This is a genomic window from Pseudomonas sessilinigenes (assembly GCF_003850565.1).
GTDB classification, from domain to species: domain Bacteria; phylum Pseudomonadota; class Gammaproteobacteria; order Pseudomonadales; family Pseudomonadaceae; genus Aquipseudomonas; species Aquipseudomonas sessilinigenes.
On record NZ_CP027706.1, the window covers coordinates 3,730,214 to 3,746,022 of the forward strand.

Annotated in this window: 13 protein-coding genes; 5 read left to right on the plus strand and 8 right to left on the minus strand. The window is 63.3% G+C overall.

Annotation, left to right across the window (positions count from 1 at the left end):
* Positions 1-131: 131 nt before the first annotated feature.
* On the plus strand, positions 132-1,094 hold the full coding sequence (locus C4K39_RS17210; RefSeq protein WP_068578375.1) for a CobW family GTP-binding protein: 963 nt from the start codon (positions 132-134) through the stop codon (positions 1,092-1,094).
* A gap of 30 nt (positions 1,095-1,124) precedes the next feature.
* Here C4K39_RS17210 and C4K39_RS17215 read toward each other — a convergent pair whose 3' ends face one another.
* Positions 1,125-1,517 (minus strand): DUF3301 domain-containing protein, encoded by a 393-nt coding sequence (locus C4K39_RS17215; protein WP_068578377.1) that lies wholly within the window; start codon positions 1,515-1,517, stop codon positions 1,125-1,127.
* Between the two features lie 117 nt (positions 1,518-1,634).
* Here C4K39_RS17215 and pdxY point away from each other — a divergent pair, with 117 nt between their 5' ends.
* Positions 1,635-2,507, plus strand: coding sequence for a pyridoxal kinase PdxY (gene pdxY, locus C4K39_RS17220; RefSeq protein ID WP_068578380.1), 873 nt, complete (start codon positions 1,635-1,637; stop codon positions 2,505-2,507).
* 12 nt (positions 2,508-2,519) lie between these two features.
* Here pdxY and C4K39_RS17225 read toward each other — a convergent pair whose 3' ends face one another.
* The gene (locus tag C4K39_RS17225; RefSeq protein WP_225926548.1) at positions 2,520-3,929 is read right to left on the minus strand and encodes an APC family permease; all 1,410 of its coding nucleotides are present in this window, start codon (positions 3,927-3,929) and stop codon (positions 2,520-2,522) included.
* A 251-nt stretch (positions 3,930-4,180) separates the two neighbouring features.
* Entirely contained in the window at positions 4,181-4,666 is a 486-nt protein-coding gene (locus C4K39_RS17230; RefSeq protein ID WP_068578385.1) for an acyl-CoA thioesterase, read from the minus strand.
* A gap of 350 nt (positions 4,667-5,016) precedes the next feature.
* Here C4K39_RS17230 and C4K39_RS17235 point away from each other — a divergent pair, with 350 nt between their 5' ends.
* The gene (locus C4K39_RS17235) at positions 5,017-6,780 is read left to right on the plus strand and encodes a cation:proton antiporter (RefSeq protein WP_068578387.1); all 1,764 of its coding nucleotides are present in this window, start codon (positions 5,017-5,019) and stop codon (positions 6,778-6,780) included.
* Positions 6,781-6,852: 72 nt separating this feature from the next.
* Here C4K39_RS17235 and C4K39_RS17240 read toward each other — a convergent pair whose 3' ends face one another.
* The 4 genes from C4K39_RS17240 to uvrD all read right to left on the minus strand — a co-directional run bounded on the left by C4K39_RS17240 (position 6,853) and on the right by uvrD (position 11,163).
* A complete protein-coding gene (locus tag C4K39_RS17240) occupies positions 6,853-7,260 on the minus strand; it encodes an SMI1/KNR4 family protein (RefSeq protein WP_068578389.1) in 408 nt (135 codons plus the stop codon).
* 137 nt (positions 7,261-7,397) lie between these two features.
* Entirely contained in the window at positions 7,398-8,273 is an 876-nt protein-coding gene (locus C4K39_RS17245; protein WP_068578391.1) for a Tim44 domain-containing protein, read from the minus strand.
* Between the two features lie 178 nt (positions 8,274-8,451).
* Positions 8,452-8,892, minus strand: coding sequence for an EamA family transporter (locus tag C4K39_RS17250; RefSeq protein ID WP_068578394.1), 441 nt, complete (start codon positions 8,890-8,892; stop codon positions 8,452-8,454).
* Between the two features lie 87 nt (positions 8,893-8,979).
* Entirely contained in the window at positions 8,980-11,163 is a 2,184-nt protein-coding gene (uvrD, locus tag C4K39_RS17255) for a DNA helicase II (RefSeq protein WP_124347053.1), read from the minus strand.
* A 247-nt stretch (positions 11,164-11,410) separates the two neighbouring features.
* Between uvrD and C4K39_RS17260 the strand changes: the two genes are divergently transcribed.
* On the plus strand, positions 11,411-14,275 hold the full coding sequence (locus C4K39_RS17260; protein ID WP_124347054.1) for an EAL domain-containing protein: 2,865 nt from the start codon (positions 11,411-11,413) through the stop codon (positions 14,273-14,275).
* Between the two features lie 167 nt (positions 14,276-14,442).
* On the plus strand, positions 14,443-15,309 hold the full coding sequence (gene hexR, locus C4K39_RS17265; protein ID WP_068578401.1) for a transcriptional regulator HexR: 867 nt from the start codon (positions 14,443-14,445) through the stop codon (positions 15,307-15,309).
* 16 nt (positions 15,310-15,325) lie between these two features.
* Here hexR and C4K39_RS17270 read toward each other — a convergent pair whose 3' ends face one another.
* Positions 15,326-15,787 (minus strand): hypothetical protein, encoded by a 462-nt coding sequence (locus tag C4K39_RS17270; RefSeq protein ID WP_124347055.1) that lies wholly within the window; start codon positions 15,785-15,787, stop codon positions 15,326-15,328.
* Positions 15,788-15,809: the final 22 nt, after the last annotated feature.

Consider the following 15,809-nt stretch of genomic DNA (forward strand, 5'->3'; position numbering starts at 1 on the left):
CGCTCCCGCGTTCGTGCCGGGCTTACCCGGCCTTTGGTAGCGGCTAGGGAAGAAGGCTACAAGCCAGCGGATTTTCGCCCGGACCAGGAAGGGCGTAGCATCGCTTAACGGCTTCTTTGGACCTCTTTCCCATGCTGCAGGACATCCCCACCCACGTGATTGCCGGCCCCCTGGGCGCCGGCAAGACCAGCCTGATCCGCCATTTGCTGGAGCAGCGTCCGGCCAACGAGCGTTGGGCGATATTGATCAACGAGTTCGGCCAGATCGGCCTGGATGCAGCCTTGCTCAGCCGTGATGACGACGGTATCGCCTTTGGTGAGGTGGCCGGTGGCTGCCTGTGCTGCGTCAGCGGCGCGCCGTTCCAGGTCGGATTGGGGCGTCTGCTGCGCAAGGCCCAGCCCGATCGGCTGTTCATCGAACCCTCCGGCCTCGGTCATCCGGTGCAACTGCTCAAGCAGCTGGCGCAGGCGCCCTGGCGAGGTGTGCTGGCGCTGCAGCCTTGCGTGCTGGTGCTCGACGCCCAGGCCCTGGCTGCGGGCCAGCCGTTGCCTGCGGCGCAGTTGGAGGCGCTGCCCGAAGCGGGACTGCTGGTGCTGAACAAGGATGAACTGCTCAGCGACGGCGATCGGCTGCGGGTGCTGGAGCAGTTGCCGGATCGGCCGCTGTTCTGGACTCGCCACGCAGCGTTGCCGCTGGCCGAACTGCCGGGGCTGAGCGTCACTGCCCAGGTTGCCCTGGAGCCGCCCGAGCTGCCCCACGGCCTGGCACAACTACCGGCGGTGTGGAGCGATCCGGCACAGCCGATCTGTCTCAGCCAGGCCCAGGAAGACGGCTGGAGCATCGGCTGGCGCTGGCATCCGGAGCAACAGTTCGATCTGACCCGGATCGACCACTGGCTACAGAACCTCGACTGGCGCCGGGCCAAGCTGGTGATCCATAGCGCTGAAGGTTGGCGATCGGGTAATGGGCTGGATAACTCGCCGTTCAACTGGTTGCCCAGCGAGTGGCGGCGGGATTCGCGCCTGGAGCTGATCTTCGCAGAGCCTCAGGACGTGGCAGCGCTGCAGGCCAGCCTGGCGCAGTGCCGCCTGTAGCGGCGTGAGCGAGGGTTGTTTAAAAAATGATCAGTTGCGCCACTTGCGGTGCTCTTCGCGCCACTGGCTCAGTTCGATGATCTCGGCGCTGGGTAGTGGCTCCTTGACCTCAAACGGATAGGGCGCCAGCTCGATGTGCGCGCTGTGGGCGCCGAATTGGGTGATGGTCCCGGCATGGCGGGTCTCGCCAGTCACCGTGAACTCGAAATTGTAGATCCGCGCCAGGCGCCGGCGGCCCTTGGCGTCCTTGGCAAAACCGATGCGCTTGAGGGCCACGTTGCCGTCCAGCAGTTCGATATCGAGCCGGGCGCAGTGCTGCTTGACCCGCTCCAACGCCCGCTCGCGCAGGCCGTGGTTGTGCCACAACCAGGCAGCGCCGGTTGCCAGCAACATCAATACAAAGATGTTTCCAAGGGTCAGCATGAAGGTGTGCTCCAACGAAGTGACATCAGCTTAACTGCGACTCCGGTCTGTCGTACAGGCTGCGTTTAGTCGCATACTGCGCGGCTTGAATTCTCCCGGTTCTATGGAAAATCCTGCATGAAACGTACGCCCCACTTGCTTGCGATCCAGTCCCATGTGGTTTTCGGCCACGCCGGTAACAGCGCTGCGGTATTTCCCATGCAACGGGTGGGGGTGAATGTCTGGCCCTTGAATACGGTGCAGTTTTCCAACCACACCCAGTATGGCCAATGGGCCGGGGAAGTGCTGGCGCCGCGGCAGATTCCCGAGCTGGTGGAAGGCATTGCCGCTATCGGCGAGCTGGGCAACTGCGACGCGATCCTGTCCGGCTACCTGGGCAGCGCGGCCCAGGGCCGGGCGATCCTCAGCGGCGTGGCGCGGATCAAGGCGGTCAACCCCAAGGCCTTGTACCTGTGCGACCCGGTAATGGGCCATCCGGAGAAGGGCTGCATCGTGCCGGAGGAGGTCAGCGACTTCCTCCTGGACGAAGCCGTGGCCATGGCGGATTTCCTTTGTCCCAACCAGCTGGAGCTGGACAGCTTCTGCGGGCGCAAGCCGCAATCGTTGTTCGATTGCCTGGCCATGGCTCGCTCACTGCTGGAAAGAGGCCCCAAGGCGGTGCTGGTCAAGCACCTGGACTACCCGGGCAAGCTGGCCGACGGCTTCGAGATGCTACTGGTGACTGCCGACGGCAGCTGGCACCTGCGGCGCCCGCTGCTGGCTTTCCCCCGCCAGCCGGTGGGGGTCGGCGACCTGACTTCGGGCCTGTTCCTGGCCCGGGTGCTGCTGGGCGACAGCCTGGTAGCGGCCTTCGAGTTCACTGCCGCAGCGGTGCATGAGGTGCTGCTGGAAACCCAGGCCTGCGCCAGCTACGAGCTGGAGCTGGTGCGGGCCCAGGACCGTATTGCCCACCCCCGGGTGCGCTTCGAGGCCGTGCCGATCGGTGTCTGAGCGGCCTTTGCCTCAGGCCTGTTCGGAGAATTGCACGGTCGGTGCCGGCTGGCGAAAGCCTCGGGTATGCACCGCCAGGTAGCCCAGGCCCAGGGCGAACCAGGCCAGGCCGATGCCCAGGGTCAGGGCCGAGAGGCTGGTCCAGAGCCAGGCGATCAGGCCGAAACCGATCAATGGCAACAGGCCGTAGCGCAACAGCTGCCCGGCGCTGCGCGGCTGGCCTTGGCCCAGGTAGCTCTTGATCACGGCCAGGTTGACCACCGAAAACGCCACCAGGGCACCGAAGCTGATCATCGATGCCAGGGTGGTCAGGTCGACCACCACCGCCAGCAGGGACACCAGCGACACCAGGACAATGGCCGTCACGGGCGTCTTGTAGCGCACCGACAAGGTGCCGAACACCCGCCTGGGCAGGATGCCGTCGCGGCCCATGCTGAACAGGATGCGCGAGACCGAGGCCTGGGATGCCAGGGCGGACCCGGCAGCCCCGGCCACGTAGGTCGCGGTGAAGAATATTTCCAGGAAGCGCCCGCCAGTGTGCAGCATGACTTCGCTGGCCGCCGATTCGGCATCCTTGAACTGGCTGCCGGGCAACGCCAGCTGGCTGGCCATGGCCAGCAGGATGAACAGCAGGCCGGCGCCCAGGGTGGTGATGAGGATTGCCCGGGGGATATCCCGGCGTGGATCACGGGTTTCCTCGGCCAGGGTCGACACGGCATCAAAGCCCAGGAATGACAGGCACAACACCGCGGCTCCGGCCATCAGCGGCAACAGGCCGGACTGGCTGCCGTCGCCGATCCAGGGGGCGCTCAGGTCCAGGCTCGGGGCGCCTGCCAGCTGACGCAGGACCATGGCCAGGAACACCACCACGAACACCATTTGAGCGCAGACGATCAGGTTGCTCATGCTCGATACCGAACCGATGCCACGGATGTTCAGCAGCGTCACCAGGCCGATGGTCGCGACCACGAATATCCAGGCCGGCACGGCAGGGAAGGCCAGGTTGAGAAACAGGCCGATCACCAGGTAATTGATCATCGGCAGGAACAGGTAGTCGAGCAGCAGCGACCAGCCGGCCAGAAAGCCGATGCCAGGGCCGAAACTCAAGCTGGCGTAGGAGTAGGCCGAACCGGCAATCGGGTACTTCCTGACCATCACGCTGTAGGAGCGCGCCGTGAAGATCATCGCCAGGAGAGTGATCACGTAGGCGGCAGCGGTGCGTCCGCCGGTCATCTGGGTAACCACGCCGTAGGTGGTGAAGACGGTGAGCGGCACCATGTACACCAGGCCGAAGAACACCAGGGCCGGCAAGCCGAGGATGCGGCGCAGCGAGGTGCCTTGGGCGCTGTGGGTGAAATCGCCGGGCACGCCATCGCTGGGGGCCGGGAGGGGACTGCTGGACAGGGGATTGGCGCTGGGCATTGTTATTGTTCTCACGCGTTCGGTGGCTCGAAGGCTCCCGGCGGGGAGCGTGCGTTTGTGCCTTGCCCGATGATTCTGGCAGCCGCTGTCTGGCCGGTATAACTCTCTATGTGGTCAAAAAGGGATCGATATGGCCATTCGGGATGACCGCAAAGACAGCCTGTAAAGGCATTGGAGGGGCGCGAGGAGGCGGGAAGGGTGGAACAAGGGACCGTCCATGGTCCTGCTGGATCAGGTTGCCAGCCTTGGACTCAAGGGCCGTCGGCCTTGATTTCCCGGTAGCGCTTTTCCAGCTCCTGGCGGATCTGCCGGCGCTGCTGGGCCTGGATATAGCGGCGCTTGCCATCGGCGGTTTCCGGTTGCAGCGGCGGAACCGGGGCCGGTTTGCGCTGATCGTCCATCGCCACCATGGTGAAGAAGCAGCTATTGGTATGGCGCACGGAGCGCTCCTGGATATTCTCGGTCACCACCTTGATACCCACCTCCATGGAGGTGTTGCCGGTGTAGTTGACCGAGGCCAGGAAGGTCACCAGCTCGCCGACATGCACCGGCTCGCGGAAGATCACCTGGTCCACCGACAGGGTCACCACGTAGCGACCGGCATAGCGGCTGGCGCAGGCATAGGCGACTTCGTCGAGGTACTTGAGCAGGGTGCCACCGTGGACATTGCCAGAGAAGTTGGCCATGTCGGGGGTCATCAGTACTGTCATCGACAGTTGGGCGTTTCCGGGTTCCATAGCACGCTCACGGGTCAGGGCAGGGGTTGCTGGAGCACCTCTGCGGGTGCTGGGTCCAAAGACTTTTCAAACCATCGATAACGGGACGCCGGTCTGTGCCGCGCCGTCACGCTCCGGTGGATCTGTTTCCATATATTGCACTGCCTTCCGCCTGGAAGTCGCAGTGTTACCCTGCAAAACACCCGTTCCAGGGGTTTTTCATCGCTCTTGTAGAGCACTTTCTTTCGACCGCTCGGACCTTTCTTTTTCAGGGATCTCTGACAAGGCAGCGACTGACGCCAGTGCAGGCGGCTTTTCAAACGCTCTCCCCGAGGATGGCCCCCGTCCAACATTCAAGGAGAACCTAGGTCATGCATGCCATCAGTTTCATTCAGGACCTGGCCGTGATCATGCTGGTCGCGGGTGTGGTGACCGTTCTCTTCCATCGATTCAAGCAGCCGGTGGTGCTGGGCTATATCGCCGCGGGCTTCATCATCGGGCCCCATACCCCGCCTTTCGGGCTGATCCACGACGAGCAGACCATCAAGACCCTGGCCGAGCTCGGGGTCATCTTCCTGATGTTCTGCCTGGGGCTGGAGTTCAGCCTGCGCAAGCTGTTCAAGGTGGGCGCCACAGCGTTCATCGCGGCGTTCCTGGAAATCGTCCTGATGATCTGGATCGGCTACGAGATCGGCCGCTGGTTCGACTGGAGCACCATGGATTCGCTGTTCCTCGGGGCGATCCTGGCCATCTCTTCCACCACGATCATCGTCAAGGCGCTCAACGACCTGAAGATGAAGAACGAACGCTTCGCCCAGCTGATCTTCGGCGTGCTGATCGTCGAGGACATCCTGGGGATCGGCATCATCGCCCTGCTATCGAGCATCGCGGTCAGCGGCACGGTGAGTTCCGGCGAGGTGTTTTCCACGGTAGGCAAGCTTTCACTGTTCATGATCGTGGCGCTGGTGATCGGCATCCTGCTGGTACCGCGCCTGCTGGCCTACGTGGCGAAGTTCGACAGCAACGAGATGCTGCTGATCACCGTGCTGGGCCTGTGCTTCGGATTCTGCCTGCTGGTGGTACGCCTGGAGTACAGCATGGTGCTGGGGGCGTTCCTGATCGGCGCGATCATGGCCGAGTCCCGTCAGTTGCTGAAGATCGAACGCTTGATCGAACCGGTTCGCGACCTGTTCAGCGCCATTTTCTTCGTGGCCATCGGCCTGATGATCGATCCGCAGATTCTCCTCCAGTACGCCTGGCCAATCGCGGTGATCACCGTGGCGGTGGTATTGGGCAAGATGTTGTCCTGCGGGATGGGCGCCTTCATCGCGGGTAACGATGGACGTACATCGTTGCGAGTAGGGATGGGGCTGTCACAGATTGGCGAGTTTTCATTCATCATCGCCGCCCTTGGCATGACCTTGCAGGTCACCAGCGACTTCCTCTATCCCGTGGCGGTGGCGGTTTCGGCCATTACCACCTTGCTCACCCCCTACCTGATCAAGGCCGCCGACCCGCTGTCGTTGAAGCTGTCGGCGGTGCTGCCCAAGCGGCTGAGTCGGGTGCTGGGAATGTACGGCGAGTGGTTGCGCAGTATTCAGCCCCAGGGCGAGGGCGCGCTGTTGGCGTCGATGATCCGCAAGATCCTGCTGCAGGTAGGGGTGAACCTGGCCCTGGTGGTGGCGATCTTCTTTTCCGGCAGCTATTTCTCCGGGCGTATTGGCGTTTATCTACAAGATTGGATCAGCGACCCAGGCCGGCAAAAGGCGCTGATCTGGGGTGGGGCCTTGCTGTTGTCGCTGCCGTTCCTGATCGCCGCCTATCGCAAGCTCAAGGCACTGTCGATGCTGTTGGCAGAGATGGGGGTCAAGGCGGAAATGGCGGGGCGTCATACCCAGCGGGTGCGACGAGTGATCGCCGAGGTGATCCCGATCCTGTCGTTGCTGGTTATTTTCCTGCTGTTGGCGGCGTTGTCGGCAAGCATCCTGCCGACCCTGGAGCTGCTGGTACTGGTGGCCGTGGTGGCCGCGGCCGTGGCTGCGGTGCTGTGGCGCTGGTTCATTCGCGTACATACACGGATGCAGGTGGCGTTGATCGAGACTTTCGACCAGAGCAAGGACGGTGGTGGGCACTGAGTTTGTCGATCGCCAGCAGGGTACTGGCGAATGCTCCGACGCCGCGACCGGGAAGGTCGCGGCCTGGTCGCCTCAGCTTTCCAGCCAGACATCCCTCGCCCAGTGCCACACCGATTCCCAGGAGTCCTCGGTGATCAGCTCTTCTTCGCCGGACCACAGCACTACGGTGCCGTCTTCTTCTACGCAGTAGTAGTCGTCGCCATCCTGGCAGATCGGAATCAATTCCCGAGGCACGCCCATGTCCCAGGCGGTCGCCGCCACTTCTGGAAGGTAGGTATGGGATTGCGGGTCGGTAACGGTTACCGGTTCCAGGCTGCCGTAGACCACATCGCTGACCGTCAACAGGAACTCTTTGAAGACGAACGGGATATTGATGAACAGTTGTTCCTCGATTTCCACCAGCAGGTCTTCGTCCGGCAGTTCCAGGGGAACGGGCACCGGTTCGTTGGCTTCTCGGAGTTGTTCGATGACTTCTTCCACGGCCTGGGTCCTCTTAGCTCTATGGCACGTTTGGTTGACGGCGGTTTATACAGTAGCTCGCTATAAGTGCAATCGTGAAATGCAAAACCCCGACCTGAGTCGGGGTTTTTGCATTACAGCTGTGACAGCAGAATGAATCAGCCGTTCTGGCGGATACCTGCCACCAGCCAAGGCTGGTTGTCGCCCGGGGCGCGTTCCATGTTCCAGCTTTCGCTGAACACTTCGCCCTGGTCGAAGCGCGAGGTCTTCGAAACACCGCTGAAGGTCAGGGTGGCGATGGTCTTGTCGGCACGATCGTCCACGCCTTCGAGCTGCACTTGCAGGTTGTCGATGTAGGTCGACTGGAAGCCGTCGCCCAGGTCGGCACGTTCCTGCTTGAGGAATTGCAGCATCTGCGGGGTCACGAACTCGGCGATCTTGTCCATTTCATTGGCGTCCCAGTGTTGCTGCAGGGACTGGAAGTGGTTGCGCGCCGCTTCGATGAAGCGTTCTTCGTTGAACCAGGCCGGAGCGTTGATCACAGGGCGGGCAGCAGGGGCTGCGGAGCCGCCGAAGATCGAACCGCCAGCCGGTGCCTGGGGCTGGAAGGCTTCGCGTTGCATGGGGGCGTGGCCGGCCGGAGCGAATTGCTCCTGTTGCTTGCGGCGACGAGCGGCAATGAAGCGGAAGATCACGAACGCGATGACCGCCATGATCAGGATGTCGAAGATCTGCATGCCCTGGAAGCCGCCGCCCATGAACATGGAGGCCAGCAGGCCGCCTGCGGCGATACCGGCCAGGGGGCCGAGCCAGCGCGAAGCACCGCCGGCCTTGGCTGCTGCACCCGCGGCACCGGCTGCACCAGCAGTGGCGGCAGCGGCAGGAGCGCCCGGAGCGGTGGGTGCCGCCTGGCGAGCCTGGTGGGTCGGGGCAGCGCCGGCGCTTTTGCCGCCACCGAAGCGCTTGGCATTGGCGTCGAGGCTCATCGTCAAGCCGATGCACAGCGCCATGGCGATGCTAAGAAAACGTTTCATAAAGGGTATTCCCATTTGTGGATGGCACGCGCGCCATATTGCACAGGTGACGTGTCAGTGGCGAGCGGCATAATGTTTCGGGCTTTTGCCTGACAGGCCTGGTTCAGTCCCATCTGAAATCATGCTCGCCGATGTGGTTTTGCCTGGGGGAAGCCGCTTTGGTTTCCTTCCAGGACCTTCAGCGCCGTAGTGCCAGCACTACCACGCCGGCAGTGATCAGGCCGATCCCGCCCCATTGCCGCAGGTCGAGTTTCTCCCCTAGCAGTGTCACGCCGATGATCGCGACGAACACCACGCTGAGCTTGTCCACCGGCGCCACCAGCGAGGCGGGGCCCAGCTTGAGGGCGCGGTAGTAGCACAGCCAGGAAGCCCCTGTGGCCAGCCCGGACAGCAGCAGGAACAGGTAGCTCTTGGTAGAAATCGATTCCAGGGACTGATATTGGCCCGTTGCGTACAAAATCAAGGCCAGGCTCACCAGCACCACCCCTGTTCGCAACAGGGTGGCGAAGTCGGAATTGACGTTCTCGATGCCGACTTTGCCGAAGATCGCCGTCAATGCGGCGAAAATTGCCGACAGTAACGCCCAGAATGTCCACGACGAAAAAAAGCCTGAACCCATGCTCGTGCTTCCTTTTGGCGGTTTGGGCCCGGCTTGCCGATGAAGGGCAGGGGCGCCTTCACCGACAAGCCGGCTGCTGCTGGGAGATTAGATGGCTTCCAGCTTGGCGTAGCCAAGCATCAGCCATTTGCTGCCTTCGCTGAAGTTGACCTGGACCCGGGCCTGGGCTCCGGCGCCCTCGAAGTTGAGGATCACGCCGTCGCCGAACACCGAGTGGCGCACGGCCTGGCCAAGGCTCAGGCCGGTGTCCGGGATGGCGCTGCCGCTGAACAGGCTGCTGGTGCTCTGGGACTGGCCACCACCGAAAGGCCGGCTGACGCTGTTGGACAGGCGTACTTCCTGGATCAGCCCCTTGGGCACTTCACGTACGAAACGCGACACCTTGTTGTAGGTTTCACTGCCGTACAGGCGACGGGTTTCGGCGTAGGTCATGACCAGGTTCTGCATGGCCCGGGTGATACCGACATAGGCCAGGCGGCGTTCTTCCTCCAGGCGGCCCGGCTCTTCCAGGCTCATCTTGTGGGGGAACAGGCCTTCTTCCATGCCCACCAGGAACACATAGGGGAATTCCAGGCCCTTGGCGCTGTGCAGGGTCATCAGCTGGATGCTGTCTTCGTGCTCGTCGGCCTGGGCATCGCCGGCTTCCAGGGAAGCATGGCCGAGGAAGGCCGCCAGGGGCGTCAGGTCCTCGTCTTCCTCGGTGTTCTCGAAGTTGCGCGCAGCGCTGACCAGTTCCTCGAGGTTTTCCACCCGGGCCTGGCCTTTCTCGCCTTTTTCCGCTTCGTGATAGGCAATCAGCCCCGACTGCTCGATCACCGTCTGGGTCATCAGGTGCAGGGGCATGTCCAGGGTCTTGGCCGCCAGGTTCTCGATCAGCTCGATGAACGCGCCAAGGGCACCGGCCGCACGACCGGTCAGGCCTTTATTGGCCACCAGTTGGCGCATGGCTTCCCACATCGACACATCGCTGTGGCGGGCATGCTCGCGGATCGCCTCGACGGTCTTTTCGCCGATGCCCCGGGCCGGGACGTTGATCACTCGCTCCAGCGCTGCGTCGTTGCCGCGGCCTTCCAGCAGGCGCAGGTAGGCCATGGCGTTCTTGATCTCGGCGCGCTCGAAGAAGCGCTGGCCGCCATAGATGCGGTACGGGATGCGTTCGCGCAGCAAGGCTTCCTCCAGCACCCGGGACTGGGCGTTGGAGCGGTAGAGAATGGCGATATCGCTGCGGGCCAGGCCGGTCTTGAGCGCGCTCTCGATGGTTTCCACCACGTAGCGGGCTTCATCGTGTTCGTTGAAGGCGGCATACAGGTTGATGGCCTCGCCATCGCCGCCGTCGGTCCACAGTTCCTTGCCCAGGCGCCCGGTATTGTTGGCGATCAGGGCGTTGGCGGCCTTGAGGATGCCGGCGGTGGAGCGGTAGTTCTGCTCCAGGCGGATCACTTCGGTGTCCGGGAAGTCGTCGGAGTACTGGTGGATGTTCTCGATCTTCGCCCCGCGCCAGCCGTAGATCGACTGGTCATCGTCGCCCACCACCATCAGGCTTTCGCCACCCTTGGCCAGCAGTCGCAACCAGGCGTACTGCACGGCGTTGGTGTCCTGGAACTCGTCCACCAGCACATGGCGAAAACGCTTCTGGTAGTGCGCCAGCAAGCCCGGATGGTCGCGCCACAGGTCCAGGGCGCGCAGCAGCAGCTCGGAGAAGTCGATGACTCCCGCACGCTGGCAGGCGGCCTCGTAGGCTTCGTAGATGCTGCGCATGGTGGCCAGGAACAGGTCGCCACTGGCCTGGATGTGCTGCGGGCGCAGGCCCTCGTCTTTCTGGCCGTTGATGAACCACTGGGCCTGGCGGGCCGGCCAGCGCTGTTCATCCAGGCCCAGCTCGCGGATCACCCGCTTGACCAGGCGTTGCTGGTCGTCGCTGTCGAGGATCTGGAAGGTCTGGCTCAGGCCGGCTTCCTGCCAGTGGGCCCGCAGCAGGCGGTGGGCCAGGCCGTGGAAGGTGCCGACCCACATGCCCGCGGGGTTGATGCCCAGCAATTGCTCGATACGGTGGCGCATCTCGGCCGCCGCCTTGTTGGTGAAGGTCACCGACAGGATCGAGTGGGGCGAGGCGTTCTCGACCTGGATCAGCCAGGCGATACGGTGCACCAGCACACGGGTTTTGCCGGAACCAGCGCCGGCCAGGACCAACTGACGACCCAGGGAGGCCGCTACGGCCTGGCGTTGGGCGTCGTTGAGGGAATTCAACAGGAGGGAGAGATCATCGCGCATCGGCGCATTCTAGGGGCGCGCGCCACCCCGGGCAAACCCGGCTTTGCATTAGCCGATAAAACAACCGTGAGGGACGACTGGCTGGTCACGAGCCGCAGCCATTGGCGCTTCTCGCCTGGACGCTTTGCAGAGCGATCTTGCGAGGATTTGTTTTATCGATTTTATGACTTGGGGCAGTTTGGCTCGCGCCTTTGCTTGTGTATGCTCCGGCGACGTTTCAGGCTCAACCATTATAAGAACACTGCCTATGACACCTATTTCCGACCTGTCGGGGCCTTTCATGGAGCCCCGGGTCATCCGCCAGCACTATGCCGTCGAGATTGCAGTGGAGCGTACGCGCCTGCTGTATCAAGGGTCGTTGTTGCCGACGCTGTTCATGCTGCTCAACGGCCTGGTCTGTACCTGGCTGCTCTGGAGCCCCTCGCGTTATCTGCTGCTCAGCGTGTGGATGGTCTGGTTGCTGGCCCTGGTGGCCTTGCGCGTGATCCAGGTGGCAGCCTTCGATTCGGCGATTCCCAGCCGGCAGGCACAACCGGTCTGGCTGCGCATGTTCCTGCTGGGGTCCACGGTCAGTGGCTTGACCCTGGCCTGTGCAGGCATTGCCCTGGTGCCCACCGACAGCTTCCTGCAGCAGTCCTGGGTCTTCGGTTTGATTGGCGCGGCGATCCTTTCCGCCAGCGTGGCCTATGCCGTCAGCCTGAAGGCCTTCTTGTCATTCACCCTTCCTTGCCTGTTGCCAGCGATCGCCTACCTGTTCTGGGGCGGCGATGAACAGCAGCGCGGCTGGGGCTGGCTGGGGTTGATCTTGCTGGCCTCATTGAGTGTTGTGGCCTGGCAGGTCAATCGCCTGATCCAACGCGGCCTGCTACGGCGTTTCCAGAACCAGGCGCTGATCGAGCACTTGCAGGATGCCCAAAGTCGCAGCGGGCAACTCAATCGCGAACTGGCCCGGGAGGTGGAGCAGCGCCGGCGTGCCGAGGAGCAACTGCGCGAGGCCCAGGCCGGGCTGGAGCAGCGAGTGGTCCAGCGCAGCCTGGAGCTGGACGCCGCCAACCAGGCCCTGAGCAAGAGCGAGGCGCGCCTGGCCCTGGCGCTCAATGCCAGTGAGCTGGGGTTGTGGGACTGGAACCTGCAGACCGATGAAGTCCATCACACCCAGATCAAGGAGCTGTTCGGCCTGGAGCCGGAAGGGGTCACGGCGATGCTCAGCCACCTGAAGCCGCGCCTGCACCCGGAGGACCTGCCCACGCTGAGGCGCGCCCTGGTGGAGCATTTGAAGGGGCGCAGCGAGGATTACCAGGTGGAGTACCGAGTGCTGCATGGTGCCGGCCACTGGGTATGGATCGAGGATCGCGGGCGGGCCGTGGAGCGCAGCCCCGACGGCCGGGTCCTGCGCATGGCCGGCACGCGTCGCGATATCAGTGCCGACAAGGAACTGGAGGTACAACGCAACCTGGCGGCTACCGTGTTCGAGGCGGCCAGCGAGGGCATCGTCATCCTCGACCCCGATTACGTGCTGATCGCGGCCAACCAGGCATTCAGCCAGGTCACCGGCTTCCAGATCGAGGACATGCTCGGCTGCAACGTGGTGGAGTTGCCCTGCAGCCGCGATGCCCGGCGCCATTACCCCTTGATCCACCAGGCCCTGGAACAGCACGGCAGCTGGCAGGGCGAGCTGGTGGAAACCCGCAAGAACGGCGAGCTCTATCCGCAGTGGCTGCAACTGAACGTGGTGCGTGACAGGCGGGGGAAAGTCCGCCATATCGTGGGTTTCTTCGCCGATCTTTCGGCTCGAAGGGAGTCCGAGGAGCGCATGCGCTACCTCACGCACTATGACGAGCTCACCGGGCTGGCCAACCGCTCGCTGTTTCGCGAACGCTTGCGCGAAGCCCACCAGCGGGTGCGCCAGGGTGGACGTAGCCTGGCCCTGCTGCACATCAACCTGGATCGCTTCAAGCTGCTCAATGACAGCCTGGGCCATGAGGTGGCCGACCAACTGCTGCAGAAAATGGCCCGCCGCCTGGTCAACGCCCTACCGGAGGCCGACACCATCGCCCGTTTGTCCGGGGATGAGTTTGCTGTGCTGTTCGACGCCTACGGCAGCCTGTCGAGCCTGACCCGCGTCGCCACGCGGTTGCTGAGCAAGTTGCGCCTGCCAATCACCGTAGAGGGCCATGAACTGGTGGTCAGCGCCTCCATGGGCATCAGCATGCTGCCGGACAGCGCCCGGGAGATCGCCGCCCTGGTCAGCCAGGCGAACATGGCCATGGCCCATGCCAAGCATTTGGGGGGCAACAACTTCCAGTTCTATACCGAGAGTTTGCAAGCCAGCACCCTGGAGCGCCTGCAACTGGAGAACCAGTTGCGCAAGGCCATCGAGGATGACCAGCTGATGGTGTTCTATCAGCCCAAGCTGTGCCTGGCTACGGGGCGACTCAATGCCGCCGAGGCCCTGGTGCGTTGGGAGCACCCGATCCTGGGACGGGTACCACCAGGGGACTTCATCGGGCTGGCCGAGGAGACCGGGCTGATCGGCCCCATCGGCGAGTTCGTGCTGCGCCAGGCTTGTCGCCAGGCCTGCCAGTGGCAGCGCCAGGGGCTGGAGCCGATCCGGGTCTCGGTGAACCTCTCGGTGTACCAGTTGCGCCAGGGCAAGCTGGTGAGCCTGGTGCGCCAGGTGCTGGAGGAAACCGGGCTGGAGCCGCACCTGCTCGAACTGGAGCTGACCGAAAGCCAGTTGCTCGACAGTGTCGAGCACATCATCGCGACCTTCCAGCAACTGCGTGACCTGGGGGTCAAGCTGGCGATCGACGACTTTGGCACGGGCTATTCCTCCCTGAGCTACCTCAAGCGCATCCCGGTGGACTACGTGAAGATCGACCAGGCCTTCATCCGTGGCCTGGCAGAGGGCGGTGAAGATGCGGCCATTACCCGGGCGATCATTGCCATGGCCCACGGCTTGTCCTTGAAGGTGGTGGCGGAGGGGGTCGAGGAACCGGCCCAGTTGGCCTTCCTGCGGGCCGAACAGTGTGACGAAGTGCAGGGCTACCTGATCAGCCGCCCGGTGGACGCCCAGGGCCTTGCGTTGCTGTTGCAGGCCCAGTCGCGCTAGTGCCGGCATTCCCCGCCAAAACGGCTACATGCAGCGTACCCGGCTGAATATGGGGGGTAGCCAGGCAACTTCCTGATGCATTGAGCAGGCAAAAAGCCAATTCATGTAGTATAACTACAAGCTTGCTACATCTCCCGGCACCTGCCGATAACAATGAGTCCCAGCCCTTGAACCTGTTGCAGCACATCGCCCAGTCACGTCATCTGTTACGCAAATCGGAACTCAAGGTCGCCGATCACGTGCTCCTCGATCCTGCGGCCGTAATGCACAGCTCCATGGCGGACCTGGCTCATAGTGTGGGTATCAGCGAGCCGACCATCGTGCGCTTCTGCCGGGCCATCGGCTGCTCGGGGTTCCAGGACCTGAAGCTCAAGCTGGCGCAGAGCCTTGCCGCCGGTGCCAGCTTTGGCCAGTTCGCGATCCATGAAGACGATTCGGTCGCCGACTACAGCCTGAAGATCTTCGACACCACCCTGCACACTCTGATGGAGGTTCGCGAGAAGCTCGACCCGGTGGAGTTGCAGCGTGCCGTCACCCTCATGTCCCAGGCCCAGCGCGTGGAGTTCTACGGCTTTGGCGCTTCCGGCGCCGTGGCGGCGGACGCCCAGCACAAGTTCTTCCGCCTGCTGCTGACGGCGGCGGCGTATTCCGACCCGCACATGCAGGCCATGTCGGCGGTCACCCTCAAACCCTCGGACGTCGCGATCTGCATCTCCCAGTCCGGGCGCTCCAAGGATCTGCTGATCACCGCCAACCTGGTGCGTGAAAGCGGCGCCAACCTGATCACCCTGTGCCCGAGCCAGACGCCGCTGGCCGAATTGTCCACGGTCAACCTGGCCATCGACGTGCACGAGGACACCGAGATCTATACCCCGCTGACCTCGCGCATCGCCCACCTGGTGGTGATCGACGTCCTGGCCATGGGCGTGGCGATGGCCCGCGGCCCGAGCCTGGTCAACCACCTCAAGAGCGTGAAGCGCAGCTTGCGCAGCCTGCGCCTGTCGCCCAAGGCGGTCAAAGCCCTGGACGACTGAGCTGACAGCATCCCGCCTAGGGCAACGAGGCATCGTCCTGGTCGTCGAGATCGTCCGGTTTCACTTCCGCCAGGGTCCCTGCCGCATTTTCGCTGAGGCTGCGGGCCTGGCTCAGGGCCGCATTGTCTGGCTGGAAGTCCAGCAGTTGTTGCGCCGCCAGCAATTGCTCGCTGGCCTCCTCCAGCCGTACCAGCTCTTCGCCATAACCTTCGTAGTCAGTGTCGTCGTCCGACAGGTCGTCGATGCGCCGCTGCTTGGCGCTCAGGTTGGTATGGATTCTTTCCAGCAGATCCTGTTGCTCGACGATTTCGTCGATGACTTCGTCGACGTCATCAGGGTCGGCCGCAGCCATAGGGACTGGCTCCTGGTCGCCATTGGCGGTGAGGGTGGCCAGGGCGTCGTCTTTGTCCAGGCTGAAGATCGTGGATTGCCCGGCAGATACTGCGTCGAGGGCTTTTTCGTGGTCGGGGGTGGCCATGGCGGTGCTCTCCAAAAGGAAA

What these genes read in the sequence shown, in the direction of transcription:
- C4K39_RS17210 (WP_068578375.1), top strand. Translation starts at nt 132, where the DNA reads ATGCTGCAGGACATCCCCACCCACGTGATTGCCGGCCCCCTGGGCGCC.
- C4K39_RS17215 (WP_068578377.1), bottom strand. Translation starts at nt 1,517, where the DNA reads ATGCTGACCCTTGGAAACATCTTTGTATTGATGTTGCTGGCAACCGGC.
- pdxY (WP_068578380.1), top strand. Translation starts at nt 1,635, where the DNA reads ATGAAACGTACGCCCCACTTGCTTGCGATCCAGTCCCATGTGGTTTTC.
- C4K39_RS17225 (WP_225926548.1), bottom strand. Translation starts at nt 3,929, where the DNA reads ATGCCCAGCGCCAATCCCCTGTCCAGCAGTCCCCTCCCGGCCCCCAGC.
- C4K39_RS17230 (WP_068578385.1), bottom strand. Translation starts at nt 4,666, where the DNA reads ATGGAACCCGGAAACGCCCAACTGTCGATGACAGTACTGATGACCCCC.
- C4K39_RS17235 (WP_068578387.1), top strand. Translation starts at nt 5,017, where the DNA reads ATGCATGCCATCAGTTTCATTCAGGACCTGGCCGTGATCATGCTGGTC.
- C4K39_RS17245 (WP_068578391.1), bottom strand. Translation starts at nt 8,273, where the DNA reads ATGAAACGTTTTCTTAGCATCGCCATGGCGCTGTGCATCGGCTTGACG.
- C4K39_RS17250 (WP_068578394.1), bottom strand. Translation starts at nt 8,892, where the DNA reads ATGGGTTCAGGCTTTTTTTCGTCGTGGACATTCTGGGCGTTACTGTCG.
- uvrD (WP_124347053.1), bottom strand. Translation starts at nt 11,163, where the DNA reads ATGCGCGATGATCTCTCCCTCCTGTTGAATTCCCTCAACGACGCCCAA.
- C4K39_RS17260 (WP_124347054.1), top strand. Translation starts at nt 11,411, where the DNA reads ATGACACCTATTTCCGACCTGTCGGGGCCTTTCATGGAGCCCCGGGTC.
- C4K39_RS17270 (WP_124347055.1), bottom strand. Translation starts at nt 15,787, where the DNA reads ATGGCCACCCCCGACCACGAAAAAGCCCTCGACGCAGTATCTGCCGGG.